Consider the following 22,748-nt stretch of genomic DNA (forward strand, 5'->3'; position numbering starts at 1 on the left):
GTTCATGAAACTTATGTGACAGTTACATGACAAATTGACGACAGATCTTTTCATGATTCTGTGACCATACCGCCGGAGTGACGACATTGAGTAAATCGGTTCCCGAGATCGAGGAAACCGAGAGGGCTGCTTTTGCCCTTTCAACAAGAAGTATCAAGCGCATAACGATGCTGCTGGGCGAAGCGGTTTTCGTGGTGAATACACTGCTTGGCGCACTGCTTCTGGTCGTTCTCCTGGAATGGATTGCCCGCGGCACGCTGACCGATGTGGGCACATTTTTAACCTCGACTGCCCGGCCCGGCATGACCACGGTTGCTGCGGTCTTTTTGGCGATGATCGCACTCGACGCGCTGTTTGGCCGCCACTACCAGTCGTTTATCATTGCGGTACCGGCACTGCTCATCCCGGCCCTCATTTCCAGCCAGAAGCAGTTCTACCTTTCTGACCCGCTCTACCCGTCCGACATGCTGTTTGGCCGGCAGATTTTCCAGCTGCTGCCTGCCATGTTGCAGGCACGGCCGCTGGCGGCAGTCGGTGTGTTTGCCGGTCTTGCCATTGCCATTGTTGCCATCGTTTTTGCAGCCCGCTTCATCTACAAGGCGTCGCCTGCGCTGCCACTCACCGGCCGTCTGTGGCGCTTGGCGCTTGCCGTTCCGGTTTTGGCCGGTCTTGGTTCCCTGATGGAATATTCGCAATATTCCTGGATCCGCGATCGCCTGAACATTATTCCGATGATGTGGGACCAGAAGGAAAACTATCGCCATAACGGTTTTGTCATGGCCTTTACCTTCAACATTCCGATGGCCAATGTCTCGGCACCAGACACCTATAATGCTGACAATATTGCCGATATCTATGCCGACGGTTCGGCCTTCGCCATCAACAACAGCAAAAGACCTGACGTTATCGTCATCATGAACGAGTCGCTGTGGGACCCGCGCAAGCTCTCCAACGTCTCGCTGACGCCAGACCCGATGCCGACCATTCGCGCCACCCAGTCCGGCAATGTGTTTTCGCCGGAATTTGGCGGCATGACGGCCAATGTGGAATTTGAGGCGCTGACTGGCTTTTCCAACGCCTTCCTGCCCTATGGCAGCATTCCCTATCAGCAATATATACGCGGCCCTGTGCCATCGCTGGCGACCTTCTTCCGCGCTGAGGGTTATTCGGCCATTGCCATGCACCCGTTCCAGGAATGGTTCTGGAACCGCAAGGAGGTCTATAAGTCGTTTGGCTTTGAAGAGTTCCGCTCGGAAGAAAACATGCCGGCCATGGAAAAGCGCGGCATCTTCGCCTCTGACGAGGCGCTGTTCGAGCAGATCATGAGCACGGCCGATAACGCGCAGAACCCGCTGTTCCTGTTTGCGGTGACGCTGCAGGGCCATGGCCCCTATGAGGCTAACCGTTACGCCAACAATTCCATTCGCGTTGATGGCAAGGGCAATCTTTCGCCCAGTGCAGAAGACGCGCTGGCGACGTATGCGCAGGGCGTGAACGAGTCCGACAAAAGCATTGCGCGCCTGATCGACTGGGCCAAGAAACGCAACCGCGAAACCATCATCGTGACCTTTGGCGATCACCTGCCACCGATGGGTCAGGTCTATGTCGAAAGCGGCTATATGCCGGGCATGGTGGCGACACGCCGTGCACCTCTTGAGGTGATGAAGCGCGAACATGAGACACCTTTGGTAGTGTGGTCGTCCAAGTCAGGTACACGCAAAAACATCGGCTCTATCAGCCCTGCCATGTTGCCGTACCACGTGCTGAAAACTGCTGGCATGGATGATCCTTTCTACACCGGCATGCTTGGCCGTGTGCAGAAGCAATACCCGGTTGTGGACCGTCACATGCTGGTGGATGCCAAGGATAACGGTATTGCCGACTGGTCGATTTCCTCCCAGTCGATACCCGACATCATCAGGGACTACCGTCTGTTGCAATACGACATGATGTTTGGCGAGAAATACGGCAAATCGCGTTTCTTCCCCGGCTTTGACTGGCTGAACAATGCAGATAGCTGGGGCGAAACACGGACAACCGCCGAAAGCAGTTGAACGAACACCCGGCAAACGCTTATCTCTTCGTCAGCCTCCAGCAGGTTCCCATGACGGAGAGATATTGTGTCCCATATTCATGAAGCCATTGTTTCGCGTTTCAAAAGCTCCAAAAAAGACATTGGAGATGTCGAGAAGCGTGTTCTCGAAATCACGAAAAACCGGGAATTTGTCAGTACGGACACCAATGCGGCCTTCTCAGCCGAAACATCCTTCGGGGAACGTCTGGCCGACTCGATCGCTCGAGTGGGCGGATCATGGGGCTTCATCCTCACATTTCTAGCCTTCCTGATTGCCTGGGCTGTGATCAACGTCATCGTATTGACCTCGGATGCCTTTGACCCCTACCCCTTCGTGTTCCTCAACCTCATCCTGTCGATGCTGGCGGCCATTCAGGCACCGATCATCATGATGTCGCAAAACCGCCAGACGACCCGTGACCGGTTTGAAGCGGCCAAGGATTATGAGGTCAACCTGAAGGCCGAGCTGGAAGTGTTTGCCCTGCACCAGAAAATCGACATGAAGGTGCTGGCGGAACTGGCAGCATTGCGTGAAGACATGGCGGGCATTCGTGAACAGCTTTCAAACCTGCAGAAACCGTAAGTGAGCGTAAGCGGGCAGTTCGCAAGTGTCTCAGGATGACGCCGTCCGTCTCCCTAGCGGTTTGTAACGCCACGATATTTATTTTCACAAAGCAGCCATTCAGTTACGAATCCGTCAGACTCGTACGCTACAGATTGACGCAGGCAATTGTTGCAGTGCACTGTTGGCGCAGCAATGGCAGGCGGATTCGGTTTATCGCCTGACGCGGATGGCATCATGACATCTCCACCGGAAGCCATTCATTAAACGGGAATACCGTTATCTTTAGAAGTTCATCGTTTCGAGGCTTTGCATGAATCAATACGATCTCATCGTTGTCGGTAGTGGCCCGGCAGGACGTCGCGCCGCCATTCAGGCAGCAAAACTGGAAAAGAAAGTTCTGGTTATCGAAAAAGGTTCACGCGTTGGCGGCGTTTCGGTGCACACCGGCACCATTCCCTCCAAGACGCTTCGTGAGACAGCCTTGAACCTGACAGGCTGGCGTGAGCGCGGTTTTTACGGCCGCTCATACCGTGTCAAACAGGAAATCAACGCCGAAGATCTTCGCCGCCGCCTTCTGATCACGCTGGATCATGAGGTTGAGGTTCTGGAACATCAGTTTGCCAGAAACCGTGTGCAGCACTTGCGCGGCATGGCAACCTTCATTGATGCCAACACGCTTGAGGTCGTGAAGAGTGATGGCGAAGTGCAGAAAGTCACTGGCACCTCTATTCTGCTGGCCATCGGCACTCGGCCCTACCGACCGCCACATGTGCCCTTTGACCATGATGCCATTCTCGACAGCGACGAAATCCTTGAAATCAAGGAATTGCCCCGCTCGATGATCGTGATTGGTGCCGGCGTTATCGGCATTGAATATGCCACGATCTTCAGCGCGCTCGACACCCAGGTGACCGTGGTTGAACCGCGTGACACCATGCTTGAATTCATCGACAAGGAAATTGTCGAAGACTTCGCCTACCAGTTGCGCGACCGCAACATGAAGCTGATCTTCGGCCAGAAGGCGGAAAAGATCGAACGCGAGGAAAACGGCAAGTGCAAGGTCACACTGGGCAGCGGCCGTGTTCTGCAGGCGGAAACCGTGCTGTTTGCTGCGGGTCGTGTTGGCGCAACCGACACGTTGAACCTTGCCGCGTGCGGCCTTGAGGCTGACAGTCGCGGCCGCCTGAAGGTGGACCCTGAGACATTCCAGACCTCGGTTCCTAACATCTATGCGGCCGGTGACGTGATCGGTTTCCCAAGCCTCGCATCAACCTCAATGGAACAGGGCCGTATTGCCGCGCGCCACGCGGTTGGTGCACCGACCAGCGAACCACCGCAGTTTTTCCCTTACGGCATCTACGCCGTTCCAGAAATTTCCACCTGCGGCCTGACCGAAGAGGAAGTCACAGAACGTGGCATTCCCTATGAATGCGGCATTGCGCATTTCCGCGAAACATCGCGCGGCCATATCATGGGTCTCGATACCGGCCTGTTGAAAATGATCTTCTCGCTGAAGACACGCCGCCTGCTTGGCGTTCATATCGTCGGTGAAGGTGCAACCGAGCTGGTGCATATCGGCCAGGCGGTTCTCAACCTCAAAGGCACAGTCGAATATTTCGTCGAAAATACCTTCAACTACCCTACCCTTGCCGAAGCCTACAAGATTGCTGGCCTCGACGCATGGAACCGTATGGGCGAACTGAAAAAAGAAACGTAAGGCGCTCTCGCCTTACGTCACTACCAACTGATTTTGTAACGGGCACTGATGGCCGGGCGAAAGTGATCTTCATAACCCTGCCTCAGCGTTCCGGTTACGGTGATATTGTCACCCAGACGCTGCTCAAGCGCGACATCCGAACTGAACTCAGAAAACGTATCCTTGCTGTTGCCGGTCAGCACGAAGCTGGTCCCGGTTTCCGAACGCGTCAGTCGCAGCGATTGCGACACATTCACCCCACCCCATTGGCGGGCAGAACCATCATACCGCACAGTAAAGTTCCTGTTGGTTTCCACGTCCAACTCCGGCGTGACGATGCGCTTTTGCGAGGATGTCACGGTAACGCTGCCCGAACCGGTCAGCGCATTCATCAACACGCCGATATCACGCGCCATCGACACACCAGGCAGATTCTCTGACAACAGCGTGAGATTGCCCCACAGGCGCACCGGGGAATCAACGATCGCGCCACCCTTGGACGCGTTCACGCCCATTTCCAGCCCGCCACGAATGGGCGTGTCGGTCGGCAACCTGGCACCAATCCGTGTCGTGTAGGACCGGTCGGAGTTTTTCACCGGGTTCCAGATCAATCCACGCTCATCTGCCAATGACAGGGACGGAGAAAGAACCAGCATGACAATTGCCAGAAACATACGCTGGCTGCTTTTTGCAAACATCAGTCTGCCCTCATCACCTCAGGGCGCCAGACATGCGTCTTCACGCAGTGCCACGACGCAAAACCCGTTGAATATTGGCATCGACCCACAACGAACCATATCTGGTTCACATCGACGCTACTGAGTGCGGAACGCATCCGGCACCACACGCAAAAGCCATGCTACGACGAGCAGACCTTCGCCAACCGCCGACTATCGGCAGTACGTCATCCCTCACCCACATCTCTCAGACGTGACTCGATAACGATGACCCAAGGGTGCCAGATGAACGGGAGATGAACAAGAGTGAAAGGCGTTCACATTTTTGTTTGCTATGCAGCGTGATATTTTTGCAATTGCGAATAGTCGAAACTACAGGTGAAAGTGGCAATTTTCCTGTTATGGCAAAAGAAAAAGGCCGTAGCGGGTGCTACGGCCTTTTTAAATTCGTCATCCGATGGATGAAAAGGATTACTCGGCGTCGCCTTCAGCTGCCTTCTTCTTAGGAGCAGCCTTCTTCTTTGCCGGAGCCTTCTTCTTGGTCTCAGATGCTTCTTCAGCATCGTCAGCCAGCAGCTCTTCCTTGGAAACGGTCTTGTCCGTTACCGAGATTTCGCCGAGCAGCTTGTCGATAACCTTCTCTTCGAAGATTGGGGCGCGCAGCGAAGCGGAAGCGCCTGGGGTGTTGCGGAAGAAATCAAGGATTTCCTTCTGCTGGCCAGGGAACTGCTGCAGCTGCTGGAACAGCGCGCGCTGCATTTCTTCTTCGCTTACTTCAACATTTGCCTTCTCGCCGATTTCGGAGAGAACGAGACCAAGACGAACGCGGCGCTCAGCAAGCTTGCGGTATTCTTCGCGTGCTTCTTCTTCCGTGGTGTCTTCGTCAGCAAAGGTCTTGCCAGACTGTGCAAGATCGGTGTTGATCTGGCGCCAGATGTTGTCGAACTCGGCATCAACCAGGCCTGCCGGTGTGTCGAACTTGTACATTTCGTCCAGCTGGTCAAGGATCTGACGCTTTACCTTCTGGCGGGTTACGTTGCTGTACTGGCTTTCGATCTGGCCACGAACGATTTCCTTCAGCTTTTCAGCCGATTCGAGACCGAGCTTGGAAGCCAGTTCGTCGTTGATTTCAACAGCAGCAGCGGCAGCAACTTCCTTGACGGTGATGTCAAAGGCAGCTTCCTTGCCAGCAAGGTTTGCAGCTGGGTAATCAGCAGGGAACGTAACGGTGATGGTCTTTTCGTCGCCAGCCTTGACGCCAACGAGCTGGTCTTCGAAGCCAGGAATGAAACGGCCAGAACCGAGAACCAGTTCAGCATCTTCAGCAGCGCCGCCGTCAAAAGCAACGCCGTCGACCTTGCCGAGGTAGTTCATGGTCACGCGGTCGCCGTCAGCAGCCTTGCCCTTCTTGGTTTCGTAAGAGCGGGCGCTCTCAGCAACCTTGAGGATCTGCTCGTTGACTTCGTCTTCAGAGACTTCAACAACTTCGCGGGTAACCTTGATGCCGTCGTTGGACTTCAGCTCAATGGCAGGAATGACTTCGTAGGTCAGTGTGAATTCGAGATCAGCTTCGCCGTTCAGGATCTTGTCGGCTTCTGCTTCGTCCTCGGTCATCGCGATGGAAGGCTGCGTTGCAGACTTTTCACCACGGCCGGTCAGGATTTCAGAAGGCTTCTGACGGATCAGGTCGTTGACCAGCTCAGCCATGATCGACTTGCCGTATACCTTCTTCAGGTGTGCAGCAGGAACCTTGCCCGGACGGAAGCCGTTCAGACGGACCTTGTCCTTGGCGTCAGCAAGACGCTCATTGAGGCGAGACTTCATGTCGTCAGCCGGAATAACTACTTTGATTTCGCGCTTCAGCCCTTCAGCGAGCGTTTCGATAACCTGCATTTTCGTACCTTCACATCATGGCGGCAGTGCTCAGACAGCCGTTGGTTACTTTGAGCACGACGCCGGAAACTAAAACCGGACGTGGCTATATATACTTCATGCACAAACTTTTTGCCGAGCAAAAACTGCGCTTGAGCCAAAGAAGCGGCGAAGCAAGAAGCTTCACACATTCTTCTTAAGCGATTCAGATGGTGCGGGTAGAGGGACTCGAACCCCCACAACTCTCGTCGCCAGAACCTAAATCTGGTGCGTCTACCAATTCCGCCATACCCGCGCTCTTGAATCCTGCATAAACAACATCTGGCACATGAGGCCTTCCGGAGCGCGCGTCTCTATATCATCCGTTTTCAGGAGTTCAAAGGAAAAATGACAGTTATTCGTCGTCATCCAGCAGCTATCTGCAATATCCCGCCATTCCCGGCATAAATAGAGAATGATCACGGCAGGGTCACACATCTTTTAAGCCAGCTAAGGGACATTTCCAGCAGATTGCGACACATGGAGCACTCGGTTGCCCCTCGCATGACAAGACGCGTGGCGACTCATTATATATACGCCGACACAGACAGAGACGTCCGACCACCCGCAGCCGCCCCTACCCGCATTTCAATGCGCCAAACCCTCGCAAACGACACAACTCAAGCCACCAGGCTGGATTATACGCAACGATGCATTGCGGATATCTGCCTCATCCCAAAAGGCATGCACTCGACACATGTCTGCCATCTATTTGCCCCACCTCCGCCATCTGGCACTTAAACAGCTGTATCGGCGCTTCCAGATCGATTTAAATTTACGTTTTGCTAAGCATTCACGGCGCACCGCTGGTGAAAATCACCCCAACTTGCCGCTTCAAATCGCTTCTGCATCAAAAATAAGCTTTTTATTTCACCAAAACGGGTCGCAATAAGCCCGAGCTGTGCATTTGGTGCATAGGTGTCATCTATTCTTGTTTCTGTTTGTTTTCGCTGAAATCGCTATATTCAGCTTCAGAAAACGGGTGCAGCAAAAAACACTGCAGAGCACCACAACAGAGATCAAGAGGATCACGATCATGAACATCACTCGTTCGCTTAACAACTGGCGCAAGTACAGACAGACCGTTACAGAACTCGCTCGCATGACCGACCGCGAACTGAACGACCTGGGCATTGGCCGTGGCGACATCCGCCGCGTAGCACGCACAGCAGTTGGCTACTAATACTAGCCACTGACTTCGCTAGTCGGCAAACCATCCCAAGAGGTTCTGTCGAATAGCACCTAAAAAGGCCGAAGCTTGAAAAAGCTTGCGGCCTTTTTCTTTTGTCTGCATCATGCTCAACAGGCAGACATTGCAGCCTAAATAACAGGCACGGCCGCTTTCTTAGCCAACTCACTGCACATTTGCATGGCAGTCGCCTATTTAATGCACTCCACAACATAGCAGGTTGTATATATATAACCCTCAACACCGAGAGAGCAGAAACCTCTGCCCCGGTCACAAGATCAAAAGTTTGAGGAAACACCCATGAACCCGATTCGCATTGCAAAAAACTGGATCAGCTACCGTCGTACACTTAACGAACTTGGTGGCCTCTCCAACCAGGCACTGAATGACATTGGCCTTACCCGCCACGACATTCGCAACGTTGCTGCACGCTCTTTCCGTTAATCAAAGCGCGCTCGCTGGATGACCTCCCCAGCGGACCCTTGACGGAAAACCTAAAGGATACGGCGCCATATGGCGCCGTTTTCTTTTTGTGCTTCCTATTGGAAGCCTGCCCTCCCCATGATAGTGCAATGGGCAAATGCTCATCAAACAAGGTTGCTGAATAAGCGCACTGTCAAACGAGAGATGCGATACTCAAAAACTCTTGGGAGCTTTTTCAAATAATCCCCCAATGAAGGCTTTACCCGCGACAATGTTTGAGCGGTGTTTTGTGAGTATGTGATGCAAGATAACAAATATTCTCCCATTCACGTCATCGGTGGCGGACTTGCCGGTTCGGAAGCTGCTTGGCAGATCGCCCAGAGCGGAGTTCCTGTTATCCTGCATGAGATGCGCGGCGTGCGCGGCACGGATGCTCACAAGGGTGACAGCCTTGCAGAACTGGTTTGCTCCAACTCCTTCCGCTCCGATGATGCGACAGCCAATGCGGTTGGCGTGATCCATGCGGAAATGCGTCTCGCCGGCTCTCTCATCATGTCCTGCGCTGACAAGAATCAGGTTCCGGCCGGTGGCGCATTGGCGGTTGACCGCGATGGCTTTGCCGAAGCTGTCACCAAAGAGCTTGAGGCACATCCGCTGATCACCATCGTGCGCGAGGAAATTAGTGGCCTGCCGCCGAAGGAATGGGATCTGGCGATCATTGCCACCGGTCCGCTGACATCGCCCGATCTGGCCGCTGCCATTCAGGCTGAAACCGGCGAAGACGCCCTTGCCTTTTTTGACGCCATTGCACCGATCGTGCACCGCGACAGCATCAACATGGATATCTGCTGGTACCAGTCGCGTTACGACAAGGTTGGACCTGGCGGCACGGGCAAGGACTATATCAACTGCCCGATGAATGAAGAGCAGTACCATGCCTTTATCGATGCGCTGATCGCGGGCGATACGGTTGGTTTCAAGGAATGGGAAGGCACGCCTTATTTCGATGGCTGCCTGCCAATTGAAATCATGGCTGAACGCGGCCGCGAGACCCTGCGTCACGGCCCGATGAAACCGATGGGCCTGACCAACGCCCATAACCCGACAGTCAAGGCCTATGCCGTTGTGCAGTTGCGTCAGGACAATGCGCTCGGCACGCTCTACAATATGGTCGGTTTCCAGACCAAGCTGAAATATGGCGCGCAGGCGGAAGTGTTCCGCATGATCCCCGGCCTTGAGAATGCCGAGTTTGCTCGTCTGGGCGGTCTGCACCGCAACACCTATATCGATTCCCCGCGCCTGCTTGACCCGTCTCTGACGCTAAAATCCCGTCCGGGTCTGCGTTTTGCCGGTCAGATCACCGGCTGTGAAGGGTATGTGGAAAGCGCCTCGATTGGTCTTCTGGTTGGCCGCTTTACTGCTGCGGAACGCAAGGGCGAGACCCCGAGCCTGCCACCGGCAACCACGGCACTTGGCTCTCTGCTCAACCACATCACCGGCGGCCATCTGGCATCCGACGATGAGCCGGGCAAACGTTCGTTCCAGCCAATGAATGTCAATTTCGGCCTGTTCCCTGAACTGGAACCGGGTTCGATCGTCAAGCCTGAAGGCGTCAAGCGCTTTAGAGGCAAGGACAAGACGATCATGAAGCGTCAGTTGATGGCCGCAAGAGCACTGCAAGACTGCGCCGAGTGGCTGGGCGTCGAACCGCCGGTGTTTGCACCAGCGCCGGAAGTGGACGCGGCAGAGTAACCGCGTCTCAAAACAGCTGAATTATACGGATGGAGAAGGTTCTGCCGTGTCGTGCCTGATGGCCGGTGCGGCATCCTCTTCAATCGGATGTTTCTTTTCCTCTTCGACAAAGCTGCCGAGCAGCCACAAGGACACATCAGCCGCTTCACTGGCCGACGGGAAACGGAACTCGCCGCTATGCTTGGGAGCATCGGCAAACTGAATCGCAAAGCCATCGCCTGTCGGCAAATGTTCAATGCGCAATGAACCCGGTGCAATCAGCATGCAGGCATAGTGCGAACCCATGTTGCGCATGAAGCCGGCCTTGTTGTCATGAAGCCGGACGAAAACAGCTTTGCCGTTTTTCGTCATGTGCAGACTTCTGATTGCTTCGGTGGGGAATGCCCGCGAAAAATCAATGATCGCTTGGCCCGTATCATGACTGTTGTCATCATCCGTGGCACGACGCATCCGGGTGATGTAGTAACCCAGAACGACAAGCACAGCGCCAAGTATGGCCCCGACGATCAAATTCATTCTATTTCTCCTTTTCAGGACAAACGCCCGACTGCAGCGAGATGTTCCTACACTGCGAGGCTTGTGCGAATTTTACCGTCTGTCAAAAACGCTTCAGGAAAACAGATTTGGTCATCAGCCATTGGCGACGCACCAGAGACGGCTGAATGTCATCCTCAAAGAGAGAGGCGCCAGCCTTCTTTGCCTTCTTCAATACAGTCTCGGTCATGGCCACTGGCAGGTAGGCGGGGAAACAGGCCGCATCGACTTTGGTCTTGCGAGCATGGCCAAGATGATCAAGCGCAATTGCACAGAAGATATCAATGGCCGCAGTAATGCGGTCCTTGTCTTCACCAGCAAGGAATGCCTCGCGGTTAAGACCGGTGGCTGAGAGAATATCAACGGGGATATAGACCTGCCCGCGACGGCGATGCAGTGGTGCCAGCAGCATCATGCCAGCCATGGCCTGCGCCACACCTGCATGGCCTGCAGCATCGGCACTGCCAGCAGCGGCCTGCGGATCGAGAATGAGGCTTGCCAGCTGAATGATCGCGGACGCCGTTTCACCGGCATATCCCTCAAGCGCATTGCGGTCTTCAAACGGGTCGTCGTAGAGATCAAAGATACGCGCTTCGAGCAGGTTGATCAGCGTTGGACGCGGCAGGCGGTATTTCTCCACGCAGTCCATAAGGCCGGCGGCAACCGGGTTTGCCTGGCTGTCGCCATGCGCGTTGCCTTCCAGGAGATCGCGCCACCACTGCATGCGCACCTCGCCCGGCAGCGGCTCTCTTACAGCATCACGGATACGGGCAATTTCGGCATTGAAGGCATAAAGGGCGGCCAGTGCCAGGCGCTTGTCTTCGGGCGACAACAGACATGCCAGATATCTGTCACGGTCGAGATCCCGCAACATGTTAAGGCAGATTGCGCCTGTATCCTGAGTGCTCACGCCAGAATGCTCCCCATTGCCGGACAGTCTCGTTGTCAGTCCACCGCGATGAATGCGGCAGCGACAGCCCGGTCTTCGGACAACATGATATTATAGGTTCTGACGGCAGCGCCTGTGCTCATGCTGTCAACGGAAATGCCGGCTTCACGAAATGCTGCTCTCAGCTCTTTCGGCAAAAGCAGCATCCCCTCACCGGTTCCCAAAAGCAGGAACTCGATTTCGGCGGCCTGCTCGAAAACTTTTTCGAACAGGTCCACCGTCAGGTTTTTCGGGTCGGTGGCATTCCACCCGTGGATGCCGGATGGCAGGCACAGCAGCGAACCGCGGTGTGACATCTCGGCAAAGCGGAAACCGCCATTGCCATAAGCATCTATCGGGGCCCGGCCGGGAAAATGGGCCGGGCGTATTTCAATGCCACCTGCCATGGTTCAGCCCCTAGGCCTTGCCAGTGACGGCGGTTGCCTTGCCATCGCTCTCCTCGTCGGCCTTCGAATCTGGGCGAAGGTTGAAGAGGATGAGGATCGGTGCAGCAATGTAAACCGATGAGAACACACCGATAAGAACACCGAACAACATGGCGAAGGTGAAGGAGCGGATAACCTCACCACCGAACAGGTAGAGCGAAGCCAGTGCCAGAAGAACAGTCAGACCGGTCAGGATCGTTCTGGACAATGTCTGGTTCAGCGACGCATCGATCAGCACCGGCAGCGGCATCTTTTTATAACGCCTGAGGTTTTCGCGAATTCGGTCATAGATAACCACCGTATCGTTCAGTGAGTAACCCATGATGGTCAACACCGCCGCGATACTGGTGAGGTTGAATTCCAGCCCGAAGTACACGAACATGCCGATGGTCAATATCACGTCGTGGGCCATCGATATGATGGCGCCCAGCGCGAACTGCCATTCGAACCGCACCCAGATATAGATCATGGTTGCGAACATGGCGATCAGGATACCGATCGTCGAGGTGAAGGTCAGGTCGCCGGAAACGGCAGGTCCCACCACTTCAACACGACGGAAGTCGTAATTGTCCTCAAGCGCGCCACGTACCAGGGTGATGGCAGACTGTTCGGCATTTTCGCCGCCTTCCTGCGCCTGGATACGAATGAGAGCGTCCTGTGGCGAGCCAAAGCCCTGCGCCTGGATTTCACCGAGGTTAAGCTCGTTCAGGCGGTCACGGATATCAGCGAGATCCGCCTCACCCTGCTTGGCCTTGATTTCGATGATCGAGCCGCCCTGGAAGTCGATGCCGAGGTTCAGACCCTTGGTCACGAAGCCGCCAACGCAGACGATGAGCAAAACGGTCGTAAACATGAAAATGTAGCGACGAATGGCCATGAACGGATAGTCACGTCCGTCGAAGATGCCCGTACGCACACCCTTTGGCAGGTGTTTTGGACGCGAACGACGGACCCACACGCCAAACATCCATGCGGTCAGGGTGTAGGCGGTGAAGACGGTGGTGATGATACCGATACCGAGCGTGACGGCAAAGCCGCGGACCGGGCCGGTACCCATGTAGAACAGAACGCCAGCAACAATCAGGGTCGTCAGGTTGGCGTCGATAATGGTCGCGAAAGCGCGCGTAAAGCCTTGGTCGAGAGACTGGATAAGCGGTTTTCCGCTTCTGACTTCTTCTCTTATTCGCTCATAGATCAGAACGTTGGAGTCCACCGCCATACCGATAGTCAACACGATACCCGCTATACCCGGTAGGGTGAGCGTCGATCCGATAATACTGAGAAGGGCCAGCAGCATGACGACGTTGACGATCAGAGCAATGTTGGCGAGCAGACCAAAGAAGCCGTAGAACACCACCATGAAGATCAGAACGCCGACGGCACCGATGGCACTGGCGTAAAGACCGGCATTGATGGAGTCTGCACCGAGGCTTGGACCAACGGTGCGCTCTTCCACAACAGTCAGCGTTGCAGGCAAGGCACCGGCGCGCAGCAGCACGGCAAGATCGTTGGCACCCTGTACCGAGAAGTTACCCGAAATCTGGCCGGAGCCACCGATGATCGGTTCGCGGATCACAGGTGCGGAAATGACCTGATCGTCAAGCACGATGGCAAACGGACGGCCAACATTCTGCTGGGTTGCCTGCGCGAAACGCTGTGCGCCACGGCTGTCAAAACGGAAGGTTACGACAGGCTCATTGTTCTGCTGGTTAAAGCTGGCCTGCGCATCGACAAGGTTTTCACCCGAAACAAGCGCACGACGTTCAATGAGATATGGAACTGGCGGATCATCATTCGAATACATGACCTGCGATGTTGCAGGCGGACGGCCGTTCATCGCTTCCTGGATTGGCATGGTTGTATCAACCATGTGGAAGGAGAGCTTGGCGGTCTGGTTGAGCAGCGACTTCAAACGCTGCGGATCCTGGAGACCAGGAACCTGAACGATAATGCGGTCATCGCCCTGACGCTGGATCAGAGGCTCTGTGGTGCCCAGTTCGTCAACGCGGCGACGGACCACTTCGATCGACTGCGACACAGCCGACGACAGACGGTAGTTGATGCCGTCATCCGTCAGGCTCAGGCGCAGCAGGCCGTTGCCATCATCGCTCATGCTGACTTCGGTGACGGAGCCACCGACCAGCGTGCCGGCAGACACAGGCAAGGTCAGGTCACGCAAGGCTTCCTTTGCGGCGTCAATCTGCGCCGGATCGGTGATGCGTACCTGAACAATCTGGCCAGTGCCGGAAAGGCCGGAATAACGAACGTTCTTGTCACGCAGCTGCGTGCGAACATCCCCCACAATCGTCTCAAGACGTTCCTTGACAATGTCGGAACGCTCGATCTTGAGCATGATGTGAGAACCACCCTGCAAATCGAGACCAAGTGTAACCTTGTTGTGCGAATACCATGAGGGCATGCCCTGCAGCTGTTCTTCGGAAAACAGGTTAGAGGAAGCAATAAACGCGCTTATCGCGACTGAAAGCCAGATAAAAACGGTTTTCCAACGGGAAAAATAAAGCATAGAGGTCTCGACCAGGTTGGTGTCGGGAGGCGGTATCGCCTTCCCTCTGCGTCAAAAATCAGGAAGCGGTTTCGGTTTTAACCGGCTCGCCCTTGACCCGAACTTCAGCGATGTAGGTGCGCAGTGCACGGATCTTCACGCCTTCAGCGATTTCGACTTCAATTTCAGCATCGTCGATAACCTTGGTCACCTTGCCGGTGATGCCGCCACCGAGAACAACCTGGTCGCCACGACGAATAGCAGTCAGTGTTTCCTGACGCTTTTTCATCTGCGCGCGCTGCGGGCGGATGAGGAAGAAATACCAGACGACCATCAGCGGTGCGAACAGGAACAGCATTTCGAGGCCGGAACCGAACCCCGTAGCAGCAGCAGCTCCATCCTGGGCAAAGGCTTCAGTAACTAACATATAAAACTCCTCATATTCACGGGCAAACAATTCCGCCCACCCGGCTTCAAGCCGCCGGAATATAGTTGTGATCGCCACGAATGCAACAGACATGGGTCACGCTGCGTACCGATTCAGCACCTCATAACCTTTCGAGCATCGAAACGCCATGCTACCGAACCTTAATATCCCCTTAAAACGCCTGCATTAAACAGCGTGAGACCTATAATGACCCAAGATCAGACGACTGCTCTCCTCCTCAACGAAATTCGTCGGCTTACCGATGCTGTCGAGCGGTTGGCGGGCCCAGCACCCGCCAAGAACGACTGGAGTGCAGCAGACTGTTTCGTATGGTCTGCAGAAAACAAGTCGTTGCAGCCAGTACCGCGCCCCAACCGTATTGCCTTGCAACTGATCCGCGGTGTCGACCATGTGCGCGACATTCTGCATGAAAATACACTGCGCTTTGCCGAAGGTTTTCCCGCCAACAACGTACTTTTGTGGGGTGCGCGCGGCATGGGCAAGTCCTCGCTGGTCAAAGCTGTTCACGAAGATGTGCGCAACGCAACCGGCGTTTCCCTGAAGCTGGTTGAAGTGCACAGGGAAGACATTTCTACCCTGCCCGCGCTGATGAGCCTGATGAAAGATCAGGATCACCGCATCATCGTGTTCTGTGACGACCTGTCCTTTGACCATGACGACACCGCCTACAAGTCGCTGAAGGCAGCGCTGGATGGCGGCATTGAAGGCCGTCCGGACAATGTGCTGTTCTACGCCACATCCAACCGCCGCCACCTGTTGCCACGCAACATGATGGAAAACGAGCAGTCCACGGCCATCAATCCGGGCGAAGCGGTTGAGGAAAAGGTGTCGCTGTCGGACCGTTTTGGCCTTTGGCTTGGTTTCCACAAGTGCAGTCAGGAAGACTATCTGACGATGATCAATTCCTACGCCGAACATTTCGAACTTGGCATCGACGAGGACACATTGAAGGCAGAAGCACTGGAATGGGCAACCACCCGTGGCGGTCGTTCCGGCCGTGTTGCCTGGCAATATATTCAGGATCTGGCCGGACGGTTGAGAAAACCACTCACGAAATAATCCGAGTTCGCAGCAGCCATACCCCGAAACGAAAAAACCTCCGGCATGACCGGAGGTTTTTTATTGGGCACCCAACAGATGGTGCAAATATCAATCAGAGATCGACGTCGAGAATGGCCATCGAGAAGTTATAGGACAGATCGCCATCTTCATCGTCGACATAGACAACGCCCAGAAACTCTTCGCCGAGATAGACTTCAGCCGAGTCATCCTTACGAGGACGGGCCTTGACCGCCATCTCCGGATTGAAGGTGCGCTTGAAATAAGCGTCGAGCTTTTTGATCTCTTCGGTTTTCACACTCTATCTCCTGTGCAGTTCGCTTTGCGCCGCTTGTGGCATGGGACAAAGGTCAAAGTAAAGTCCGCAAAAAGTGTTCTTGCGCATCAAAAATGCACGTCAGTTGCACCTGTGATTGCAGACACGCGGATCAGATATCAGCGCCGATGACCTGGTCCATTATACGCGATGGCTCGGTACACCCGGCCTCTCCTATCACCCTGGCTGGCACGCCTGCCACGGTGCTTTTTGGCGGCACCGGCTTCAGCACAACAGAACCAGCGGCAATGCGTGAGCAGCTGCCAATTTCGATATTGCCGAGGATTTTTGCGCCAGCGCCGATCATCACGCCACTGCGGATTTTCGGGTGGCGGTCTGCGCCTTCCTTGCCTGTACCACCCAGCGTGACACCATGCAGAATGGAGACATTATCACCGATGACGGCGGTTTCACCGACCACCAGACCGGTGGCATGGTCAAGGAAGATACCACGGCCAATTTGTGCGGCCGGGTTGATGTCCGTCTGGAAAACCACCGAGGCACGGCTTTGCAGATAAAGCGCAAAATCCTTGCGACCCTTCTTCAACAGCCAATGCGCCAGTCGGTGTGTCTGGATGGCGTGGAAACCCTTGAAATACAGCACCGGCTCCATGAAGCGCGTGCAAGCCGGATCGCGGTCGTAAACTGCCTGAATATCAACGCGCAGAATGGTGCCCCATTCCGGCCAGTCCTTCAACATTTCATCAAAGGTCTGACGCAGCAGAACAGCCTGCATGTCAGGGTGATCAAGGAGCTCACATATGCGGTAAATGACGGACGCTTCGAGCGAAGGATGGTTGAGAATTGTCGAATAGAAAAATGCAGCCAGCAATGGATCCTGCGAAGCGGCACTGCGCGCTTCGTTCAGAAGGCTGCCCCAGATGGGATCGACAACGGCCACCTGTTCAAGTTGGCGAACTTCATTGCGCACGACCATAATGGTCTCCTTTTACCTCAGAACATTTCTTATACCGAAAAATGTTTCGGATAGAAATGGGTGAGCGCAATGGCATATCAAGCCATCGACGCGTCTCCAGCATAACATTTCTACTTTTAAGGCGCGGCGTGCCCGGCAAGCGGCATCAGGGCGCCTTAAAGTCATTTCATCTGACCATAAACCCGGGACAATATCGGGCTCATGACCGCTCAGGCATTGTTGGTAAGACCAGCATAAAACTCCAGCACGGCTGCCTTGAACACCCTGTCACCCACCGCCAGCATATGATCGCGACCGGGAATGTCGAGTGCGGTGGCGTTGGGCATGATGTCGGCCAATTCCTGTGGTGAACCGGCAATATCATCCTTGGTTCCCACAGCTATCAGACAGGGCATGTCGATCCTGGCAGCATCTTCGCGGCTGACCAGAATGCGATTGGTGGCAATACAGGCAGCGAGCGCAAGGCGATCGCTTTTGGTCTGGTCGGCAAACATGCGGAACATGCGGCCACGCTCGTGGGTAACGCCGTCAAGCGAAGGGGCCAGAAGCGCCTCGGCAATCGGGTCCCAATCGCCAACACCATTGCAGAGATTGATGCCAAGGCCGCCAAACACCAGCGAGCGCACGCGCTCCGGGTGGGCCAGCGCCAGAAAGGCGGAGATACGCGCGCCCATGGAGTAGCCCATGACATGCGCTTCGGAAATGCCGAGATGGTTGAGCAGGCCAATGGCGTCTTCCGCCATGATCGGCGGGTAATAGGCCTCGGAATCATGCGGTTTATCGCTTTGGCCGTGGCCACGATTATCAATGGCAATCACCCGGTAACCGGCGGTTCCCAATGTCTTCAACCAGCCGGGATGCACCCAGTTCACACTGGCTGTCGATGCAAAGCCGTGGATGAGCAGAACCGGCTCGCCCGCCGGGTCGCCCTCATCGAAATAGGCCAGCTTCAGGCCATCGCGCTGATAAAAAGAAAAATCGGGGGTATTGAGATTCATCAAAGACATCCTTTTTGGCCGACCTTATGTCATGAATCCTGAAGGTTGAACCCTGATATGTTTCGATTTCTGTGGAGGTTGACTTCATTTATCGCTAGATGTCATGCCAAAGCAGTCAAGGTTTCAATCTACATAAAGCATTTGGAGATCCGCATGGCCGGTCATCACACTATTCCTCACTTCCAGAACGATGGCGGTCACCCGATGATCGAAATCGGCGTCAAGGAATTCATGTGCACGGGCGCTTCCGTTCCTTTCGATCATCCACATATTTTCATCGATATGGGCGATGACAACGAAAAGGTCTGTTCCTATTGCTCAACCCTTTTCCGTTACAACCCAACACTCAAGGCCGAGCAGACAAATCCACCGGGCTGTGTTTTTCATGTGAAGGCAGCCTGACCGCTTTCCTCTCTTTCTGATCGGTGCATTTATGCCCGTAAAATCTGTCGCTATTGTCGGTGCCGGCATTGCCGGTTTGACCGCCGCTCTTTCTTTTGCCCGGCACGGCGTAAGTTCGCATATCATCGAACAGGCCCATCACCTGACGGAGGTGGGCGCCGGGCTGCAAATATCCCCAAATGCCTCTCGCATTTTGTCCGAGCTGGATGTGCTGGCCAATATCGAGCCGCTGTGGGTCGAACCTGAAACCATCGACCTGACCTCCGGCCAATCCCTGAAAACCCTGATGTCATTGCCCATGCGGCAGTTGGCGCGTGCACGCTGGGGGGCACCTTACGGAGTTCTGCACCGCTCAACCCTGCAGCAGGCGCTTCTGGGTGCCGTTTTGAAAAATCCGCTTTGTCATCTGCATCTGGGCAAACGCATTGAAACCGTACGCACGGCAGATATCTCCGCCATCACTTTTGCCGATCATGATCTGATCATCGGCGCAGATGGCGTCTGGTCGAGCGCCCGCTACTCGGTTCCGGAAAGCCCCTCGCCCAGTTTTTCAGGCAATGTCGCATGGCGGTTTACAATCCATGATGATGTGGCGCCGTCCTTTTTGCAAAAGCAGTCGGTCAAGGCATTCCTCGGCCCCAAGGGCCACATTGTCGCCTATCCGCTGAAAGAGGTTTCCGCCTTTAACGTCGTGGCGATTTCCATCGGTGCCGATCCAGGCCAGACCTGGAAGGCAGAATCAACCGGTCACCAGAAAGAATTGCTGTTTGAGCAGTTCCGTGACTGGCACCCGGCCATTCGTGAATTGCTGACCAAGACCGAGAACGGCAATTTCTGGCCGCTTTACCAGTTGAGCGAAGGCTGCTGGCACAATGGCCAGAACACGGTGCTGATTGGTGATTCCGCCCATGCGATGATGCCATTTGCGGCGCAGGGCGCAGCGATGGCCATCGAGGACGCCTTTGAGCTTGCCGGTCAGGTGATGTCAGCGGCAACGCTGCCTCAGGGATTGGCGGCGTTTGAAAGCTTGCGCGTGCCGCGCATCAACAAGGCACGCAAGCGGGCGCAGATGAACCGGTTTGCCTACCATGCCAGCGGCCCGTTCAAACTTGGACGTGACCTGCTGTTTGCCGTCCGTCCGGCGCAATCTTTTGCAGCAGACCTTGACTGGCTTTATGGCTACCACGCCAAGGGGTGATGGAGAGACGCGGCTTTGTCTCCGGTGTTTTCATGCATACCTCAGAATAAAAAAGCGCCACCATTGATGGCGGCGCTCTTTAAAACTTACGAAGGTCGTCAATTCAGACGGCGCTTGCCGCCTTGAAACCGGCTTCGAGATCCTTGCGGATATCAGCCACATCTTCAAGGCCGATCTGCAGGCGGATAACCGGACCGCCCTCAGGTGCCTTGGCAATGACGCGGTCAGACAGGCCAACCGGCACGGCCAGGCTTTCATAACCACCCCAGGAATACCCCAGACCGAAAAGTCTCAGCGCATTGAGGAATGCGTGTGACTTGGCCTTGAATTCATCTGCGCCAGCCTTCAGCACGAAGGAGAACACGCCGCTTGCGCCCTTGAAATCGCGTTTCCAGATGTCATGGCCGGGGAAGCTTGGCAGGGCCGGATGCAGCACACTGGCCACATCGTCCCTGCCCTCAAGCCATTCAGCAATGGCAAGTGCGCTCTGTTGATGGCGCTCAAGGCGCACGCCCATGGTGCGCAGGCCGCGTAGCATCTGGTAGGAATCATCCGGTGCCGCACACAGGCCAAGCAACATGTTGGCTTCGTTGAGCGTATCCCAATGTTCCTTGTTGGCCGACACAAAGCCCATCAGCAGGTCGGAATGGCCGGACGGATATTTGGTCGCCGCCTGCATGGCAATATCAACGCCGTGGTCGAGCGGCTTGAAATAGAGCGGCGTCGCCCAGGTATTGTCCATGGTAACGACGCAGCCATGCTTGTGCGCAATGGCCGAAATGACCGACACTTCCTGCATTTCAAAGGTGTTGGAACCTGGCGCTTCCAAATGCACCAGCTTGGTATTTGGCTTGATCAGGGCTTCGATGCCAGCGCCAACCAGCGGATCGTAATATTCGATTTCGACACCCATGCGCTTGAGCATGGTGTTGCAGAACCGACGGGTCGGGAAATAGACCGAATCAACGATCAGCGCGTGGTCGCCGGGCGACAGATAGGCAAGAAACGGGATGGTGATCGCAGCCAGCCCCGATGGCAGAAGGATAGTTCCGGCTGCGCCATCCAGCTCGTTGATTGCTTCACAAAGCGCATCCGTGGTCGGTGTGCCATGCGTACCGTACGTGTATTTCTGCTTGCCGTCTGCCATGGCCTGCGCGTCAGGGAAAAGCACGGTCGAAGCGCGTACGACAGGCGGATTTACGAAGCCATAATAATCGGTTGGGTCATTTCCCAGATGAGCCAGACGCGTATTGTCGCCCGCACCGGAAAGCAGAAGATCTTTATTTTTCATTTCGGGATAAACACTCACTGATAGATGTGAAGTGAACATGCTAGGCCGCAGCGAACAGGTCAACCCTCAGAAGAAACGTTTTAAAGATGGCGGTTGCAACGCGATATTTTTGCCCACTCGCCGCCTATAATTTATACAATTGCTTCATTCACAGTCATCAAACTGAAAAATCTCTTTTTTAGGCAATTTTATTTCTCCCAAGACTTGACCATGAAGGCAATAATGATTGTGATGCATGTGCGCACCGGGAGGTGATGCGGAAGGGGAGAAATATAAAGAAATAATTGTATTCGCCCTTTCTAAATCGATTAAATAATAAACAAAGGTTGGGAAAATATGAAAAAGGCAATTCTGTCAGCCATTATCGGCACAGCTGCGCTGGGTGCAGGTTCGGTGGCTTCGGCCGCAACACTGGATGACGTAAAGGCAAAGGGCTTTGTACAATGCGTCGTGAACACAGGTCTTCCGGGTTTTGCTTCCCCGGATGCCAGCGGTAACTGGACAGGTTTCGACATTGATTTCTGCCGCGCTGTGGCAGTTGCGGTCTTTAACGACCCAACAAAGGTGAAGTTTACACCAACAACAGGTCAGACACGTTTCCCGGCTCTGCAGTCCGGTGAAGGCGACGTTCTGTTCCGTAACACCACCTGGACCATCAGCCGCGACACCGCACTTGGCTTCAACTTTCGTACCGTCAACTATTACGACGGCCAGGGCTTCATGGTTCCTAAGAGCCTCAACGTAAAATCGGCACTCGAACTTTCCGGTGCAGCCGTTTGCGTACAGTCCGGTACGACCACAGAACTTAACCTTGCTGACTACTTCAAGGCCAACAACCTTGAATACAAGCCAGTCGTGTTTGAAAAGTTCGAAGAAGTGAACGCTGCTTACGCCGCTGGCCGTTGCGACGTTTACACCACCGACCAGTCCGGTCTGTATTCCGTTCGTCTTGGCCTTCCAAACCCAGATGACCACCTTGTTCTGCCTGAAATCATTTCCAAGGAACCACTTGGACCAGCCGTTCGTCAGGGTGACGACCAGTGGTTCGATATCGTTTCCTGGAGCCATTACGCGCTGGTTCAGGCTGAAGAATTCGGCATCACCAAAGCCAATGTTGATGAAATCAAGGCAAGCACCACCAACCCGGATATCAAGCGTTTCCTTGGCACAGAAACCGATTCGAAGATTGGTACCGACCTTGGCCTGACCAATGATTGGGCCTACAACATCGTCAAGGCACTGGGTAACTACGGTGAAATCTTCGAGGCCAACCTCGGCGAATCTTCTCCGCTGAAAATCCAGCGTGGTCTGAATGCCCTTTGGACCAAGGGTGGCCTGCAGTACGCACCACCAATTCGCTAATCCTCGTCAACGGCAAGGCGGCTTAAACCCGCCTTGCCT

21 protein-coding genes and 1 tRNA gene are annotated in these 22,748 nt (G+C 54.8%); 10 read left to right on the plus strand and 12 right to left on the minus strand.

Annotation, left to right across the window (positions count from 1 at the left end; all coding sequences use genetic code 11):
* Positions 1 to 86: 86 nt before the first annotated feature.
* The 3 genes from M2418_RS04155 to sthA all read left to right on the plus strand — a co-directional run bounded on the left by M2418_RS04155 (position 87) and on the right by sthA (position 4,356).
* The gene (locus M2418_RS04155; RefSeq protein ID WP_405049375.1) at positions 87 to 2,054 is read left to right on the plus strand and encodes an LTA synthase family protein; all 1,968 of its coding nucleotides are present in this window, start codon (positions 87 to 89) and stop codon (positions 2,052 to 2,054) included.
* 66 nt (positions 2,055 to 2,120) lie between these two features.
* On the plus strand, positions 2,121 to 2,657 hold the full coding sequence (locus M2418_RS04160; protein WP_259144948.1) for a DUF1003 domain-containing protein: 537 nt from the start codon (positions 2,121 to 2,123) through the stop codon (positions 2,655 to 2,657).
* A 292-nt stretch (positions 2,658 to 2,949) separates the two neighbouring features.
* Positions 2,950 to 4,356: a Si-specific NAD(P)(+) transhydrogenase gene (sthA, locus tag M2418_RS04165; RefSeq protein WP_250982656.1), complete on the plus strand. Its 1,407-nt coding sequence runs from the start codon at positions 2,950 to 2,952 to the stop codon at positions 4,354 to 4,356.
* A 20-nt stretch (positions 4,357 to 4,376) separates the two neighbouring features.
* Here the strand turns inward: sthA and M2418_RS04170 are convergent, their stop codons facing one another.
* The 3 genes from M2418_RS04170 to M2418_RS04180 form a co-directional block, all read right to left on the minus strand.
* Positions 4,377 to 5,009, minus strand: coding sequence for a hypothetical protein (locus M2418_RS04170; RefSeq protein WP_405049387.1), 633 nt, complete (start codon positions 5,007 to 5,009; stop codon positions 4,377 to 4,379).
* Positions 5,010 to 5,483: 474 nt separating this feature from the next.
* Positions 5,484 to 6,905: a trigger factor gene (gene tig / locus M2418_RS04175; RefSeq protein WP_192487736.1), complete on the minus strand. Its 1,422-nt coding sequence runs from the start codon at positions 6,903 to 6,905 to the stop codon at positions 5,484 to 5,486.
* 189 nt (positions 6,906 to 7,094) lie between these two features.
* A tRNA-Leu gene (locus tag M2418_RS04180) sits at positions 7,095 to 7,179 on the minus strand.
* 780 nt (positions 7,180 to 7,959) lie between these two features.
* Here M2418_RS04180 and M2418_RS04185 point away from each other — a divergent pair.
* The 3 genes from M2418_RS04185 to trmFO all read left to right on the plus strand — a co-directional run bounded on the left by M2418_RS04185 (position 7,960) and on the right by trmFO (position 10,287).
* On the plus strand, positions 7,960 to 8,106 hold the full coding sequence (locus M2418_RS04185) for a DUF1127 domain-containing protein (RefSeq protein WP_192487896.1): 147 nt from the start codon (positions 7,960 to 7,962) through the stop codon (positions 8,104 to 8,106).
* A 306-nt stretch (positions 8,107 to 8,412) separates the two neighbouring features.
* Positions 8,413 to 8,556: a DUF1127 domain-containing protein gene (locus M2418_RS04190; RefSeq protein WP_192487735.1), complete on the plus strand. Its 144-nt coding sequence runs from the start codon at positions 8,413 to 8,415 to the stop codon at positions 8,554 to 8,556.
* Positions 8,557 to 8,835: 279 nt separating this feature from the next.
* Positions 8,836 to 10,287 (plus strand): methylenetetrahydrofolate--tRNA-(uracil(54)-C(5))-methyltransferase (FADH(2)-oxidizing) TrmFO, encoded by a 1,452-nt coding sequence (gene trmFO / locus M2418_RS04195; RefSeq protein WP_259144950.1) that lies wholly within the window; start codon positions 8,836 to 8,838, stop codon positions 10,285 to 10,287.
* A gap of 21 nt (positions 10,288 to 10,308) precedes the next feature.
* Here the strand turns inward: trmFO and M2418_RS04200 are convergent, their stop codons facing one another.
* The 5 genes from M2418_RS04200 to yajC all read right to left on the minus strand — a co-directional run bounded on the left by M2418_RS04200 (position 10,309) and on the right by yajC (position 15,125).
* Entirely contained in the window at positions 10,309 to 10,803 is a 495-nt protein-coding gene (locus tag M2418_RS04200; RefSeq protein WP_246787657.1) for a hypothetical protein, read from the minus strand.
* 82 nt (positions 10,804 to 10,885) lie between these two features.
* Positions 10,886 to 11,695 carry a phytoene/squalene synthase family protein gene (locus M2418_RS04205; protein ID WP_259145883.1) on the minus strand — a complete coding sequence of 270 codons (810 nt, stop codon included), beginning with the start codon at positions 11,693 to 11,695 and terminating at the stop codon, positions 10,886 to 10,888.
* Between the two features lie 71 nt (positions 11,696 to 11,766).
* A complete protein-coding gene (locus tag M2418_RS04210; RefSeq protein ID WP_192487733.1) occupies positions 11,767 to 12,156 on the minus strand; it encodes an Mth938-like domain-containing protein in 390 nt (129 codons plus the stop codon).
* 10 nt (positions 12,157 to 12,166) lie between these two features.
* A complete protein-coding gene (gene secDF, locus M2418_RS04215; RefSeq protein WP_259144952.1) occupies positions 12,167 to 14,719 on the minus strand; it encodes a protein translocase subunit SecDF in 2,553 nt (850 codons plus the stop codon).
* A 58-nt stretch (positions 14,720 to 14,777) separates the two neighbouring features.
* Positions 14,778 to 15,125, minus strand: a complete 348-nt coding sequence (yajC, locus tag M2418_RS04220; RefSeq protein WP_192487731.1) for a preprotein translocase subunit YajC — start codon at positions 15,123 to 15,125, stop codon at positions 14,778 to 14,780.
* Between the two features lie 207 nt (positions 15,126 to 15,332).
* On the opposite strand from yajC, the gene M2418_RS04225 reads away from it, so the two are divergent.
* Positions 15,333 to 16,205 (plus strand): ATP-binding protein, encoded by an 873-nt coding sequence (locus M2418_RS04225; RefSeq protein ID WP_259144954.1) that lies wholly within the window; start codon positions 15,333 to 15,335, stop codon positions 16,203 to 16,205.
* Between the two features lie 94 nt (positions 16,206 to 16,299).
* On the opposite strand, the gene M2418_RS04230 is transcribed toward M2418_RS04225, so the two are convergent.
* The 3 genes from M2418_RS04230 to M2418_RS04240 all read right to left on the minus strand — a co-directional run bounded on the left by M2418_RS04230 (position 16,300) and on the right by M2418_RS04240 (position 18,456).
* A complete protein-coding gene (locus tag M2418_RS04230) occupies positions 16,300 to 16,503 on the minus strand; it encodes a DUF3126 family protein (protein WP_192487729.1) in 204 nt (67 codons plus the stop codon).
* A 130-nt stretch (positions 16,504 to 16,633) separates the two neighbouring features.
* Positions 16,634 to 17,458, minus strand: coding sequence for a serine O-acetyltransferase (cysE, locus tag M2418_RS04235; protein ID WP_192487728.1), 825 nt, complete (start codon positions 17,456 to 17,458; stop codon positions 16,634 to 16,636).
* Between the two features lie 209 nt (positions 17,459 to 17,667).
* The gene (locus M2418_RS04240; protein WP_192487727.1) at positions 17,668 to 18,456 is read right to left on the minus strand and encodes an alpha/beta fold hydrolase; all 789 of its coding nucleotides are present in this window, start codon (positions 18,454 to 18,456) and stop codon (positions 17,668 to 17,670) included.
* Between the two features lie 153 nt (positions 18,457 to 18,609).
* Between M2418_RS04240 and M2418_RS04245 the strand changes: the two genes are divergently transcribed.
* Both M2418_RS04245 and M2418_RS04250 read left to right on the plus strand, forming a co-directional pair.
* Positions 18,610 to 18,858 carry a zinc-finger domain-containing protein gene (locus M2418_RS04245; protein ID WP_192487726.1) on the plus strand — a complete coding sequence of 83 codons (249 nt, stop codon included), beginning with the start codon at positions 18,610 to 18,612 and terminating at the stop codon, positions 18,856 to 18,858.
* A gap of 31 nt (positions 18,859 to 18,889) precedes the next feature.
* A complete protein-coding gene (locus M2418_RS04250) occupies positions 18,890 to 20,056 on the plus strand; it encodes an FAD-dependent monooxygenase (RefSeq protein ID WP_259144955.1) in 1,167 nt (388 codons plus the stop codon).
* Positions 20,057 to 20,159: 103 nt separating this feature from the next.
* Here M2418_RS04250 and M2418_RS04255 read toward each other — a convergent pair whose 3' ends face one another.
* Positions 20,160 to 21,347, minus strand: coding sequence for a cystathionine beta-lyase (locus M2418_RS04255; protein ID WP_259144956.1), 1,188 nt, complete (start codon positions 21,345 to 21,347; stop codon positions 20,160 to 20,162).
* Positions 21,348 to 21,683: 336 nt separating this feature from the next.
* Between M2418_RS04255 and M2418_RS04260 the strand changes: the two genes are divergently transcribed.
* Positions 21,684 to 22,709 (plus strand): amino acid ABC transporter substrate-binding protein, encoded by a 1,026-nt coding sequence (locus tag M2418_RS04260; protein WP_250982666.1) that lies wholly within the window; start codon positions 21,684 to 21,686, stop codon positions 22,707 to 22,709.
* The last annotated feature ends 39 nt before the right edge of the window (positions 22,710 to 22,748 follow it).

It is taken from the genome of Rhizobium sp. BIGb0125, assembly GCF_024810055.1.
Lineage (GTDB): Bacteria > Pseudomonadota > Alphaproteobacteria > Rhizobiales > Rhizobiaceae > Agrobacterium.

Excerpts from the sequence above, each read along its gene's own strand:
- M2418_RS04170 (WP_405049387.1), bottom strand. The coding sequence starts at position 5,009 with ATGTTTCTGGCAATTGTCATGCTGGTTCTTTCTCCGTCCCTGTCATTG.
- M2418_RS04260 (WP_250982666.1), top strand. The coding sequence starts at position 21,684 with ATGAAAAAGGCAATTCTGTCAGCCATTATCGGCACAGCTGCGCTGGGT.
- tig (WP_192487736.1), bottom strand. The coding sequence starts at position 6,905 with ATGCAGGTTATCGAAACGCTCGCTGAAGGGCTGAAGCGCGAAATCAAA.
- M2418_RS04255 (WP_259144956.1), bottom strand. The coding sequence starts at position 21,347 with ATGAAAAATAAAGATCTTCTGCTTTCCGGTGCGGGCGACAATACGCGT.
- cysE (WP_192487728.1), bottom strand. The coding sequence starts at position 17,458 with ATGGTCGTGCGCAATGAAGTTCGCCAACTTGAACAGGTGGCCGTTGTC.
- M2418_RS04205 (WP_259145883.1), bottom strand. The coding sequence starts at position 11,695 with ATGTTGCGGGATCTCGACCGTGACAGATATCTGGCATGTCTGTTGTCG.
- sthA (WP_250982656.1), top strand. The coding sequence starts at position 2,950 with ATGAATCAATACGATCTCATCGTTGTCGGTAGTGGCCCGGCAGGACGT.
- trmFO (WP_259144950.1), top strand. The coding sequence starts at position 8,836 with ATGCAAGATAACAAATATTCTCCCATTCACGTCATCGGTGGCGGACTT.
- M2418_RS04185 (WP_192487896.1), top strand. The coding sequence starts at position 7,960 with ATGAACATCACTCGTTCGCTTAACAACTGGCGCAAGTACAGACAGACC.
- M2418_RS04225 (WP_259144954.1), top strand. The coding sequence starts at position 15,333 with ATGACCCAAGATCAGACGACTGCTCTCCTCCTCAACGAAATTCGTCGG.
- M2418_RS04200 (WP_246787657.1), bottom strand. The coding sequence starts at position 10,803 with ATGAATTTGATCGTCGGGGCCATACTTGGCGCTGTGCTTGTCGTTCTG.
- secDF (WP_259144952.1), bottom strand. The coding sequence starts at position 14,719 with ATGCTTTATTTTTCCCGTTGGAAAACCGTTTTTATCTGGCTTTCAGTC.
- M2418_RS04240 (WP_192487727.1), bottom strand. The coding sequence starts at position 18,456 with ATGAATCTCAATACCCCCGATTTTTCTTTTTATCAGCGCGATGGCCTG.
- yajC (WP_192487731.1), bottom strand. The coding sequence starts at position 15,125 with ATGTTAGTTACTGAAGCCTTTGCCCAGGATGGAGCTGCTGCTGCTACG.
- M2418_RS04245 (WP_192487726.1), top strand. The coding sequence starts at position 18,610 with ATGGCCGGTCATCACACTATTCCTCACTTCCAGAACGATGGCGGTCAC.
- M2418_RS04250 (WP_259144955.1), top strand. The coding sequence starts at position 18,890 with ATGCCCGTAAAATCTGTCGCTATTGTCGGTGCCGGCATTGCCGGTTTG.
- M2418_RS04210 (WP_192487733.1), bottom strand. The coding sequence starts at position 12,156 with ATGGCAGGTGGCATTGAAATACGCCCGGCCCATTTTCCCGGCCGGGCC.
- M2418_RS04190 (WP_192487735.1), top strand. The coding sequence starts at position 8,413 with ATGAACCCGATTCGCATTGCAAAAAACTGGATCAGCTACCGTCGTACA.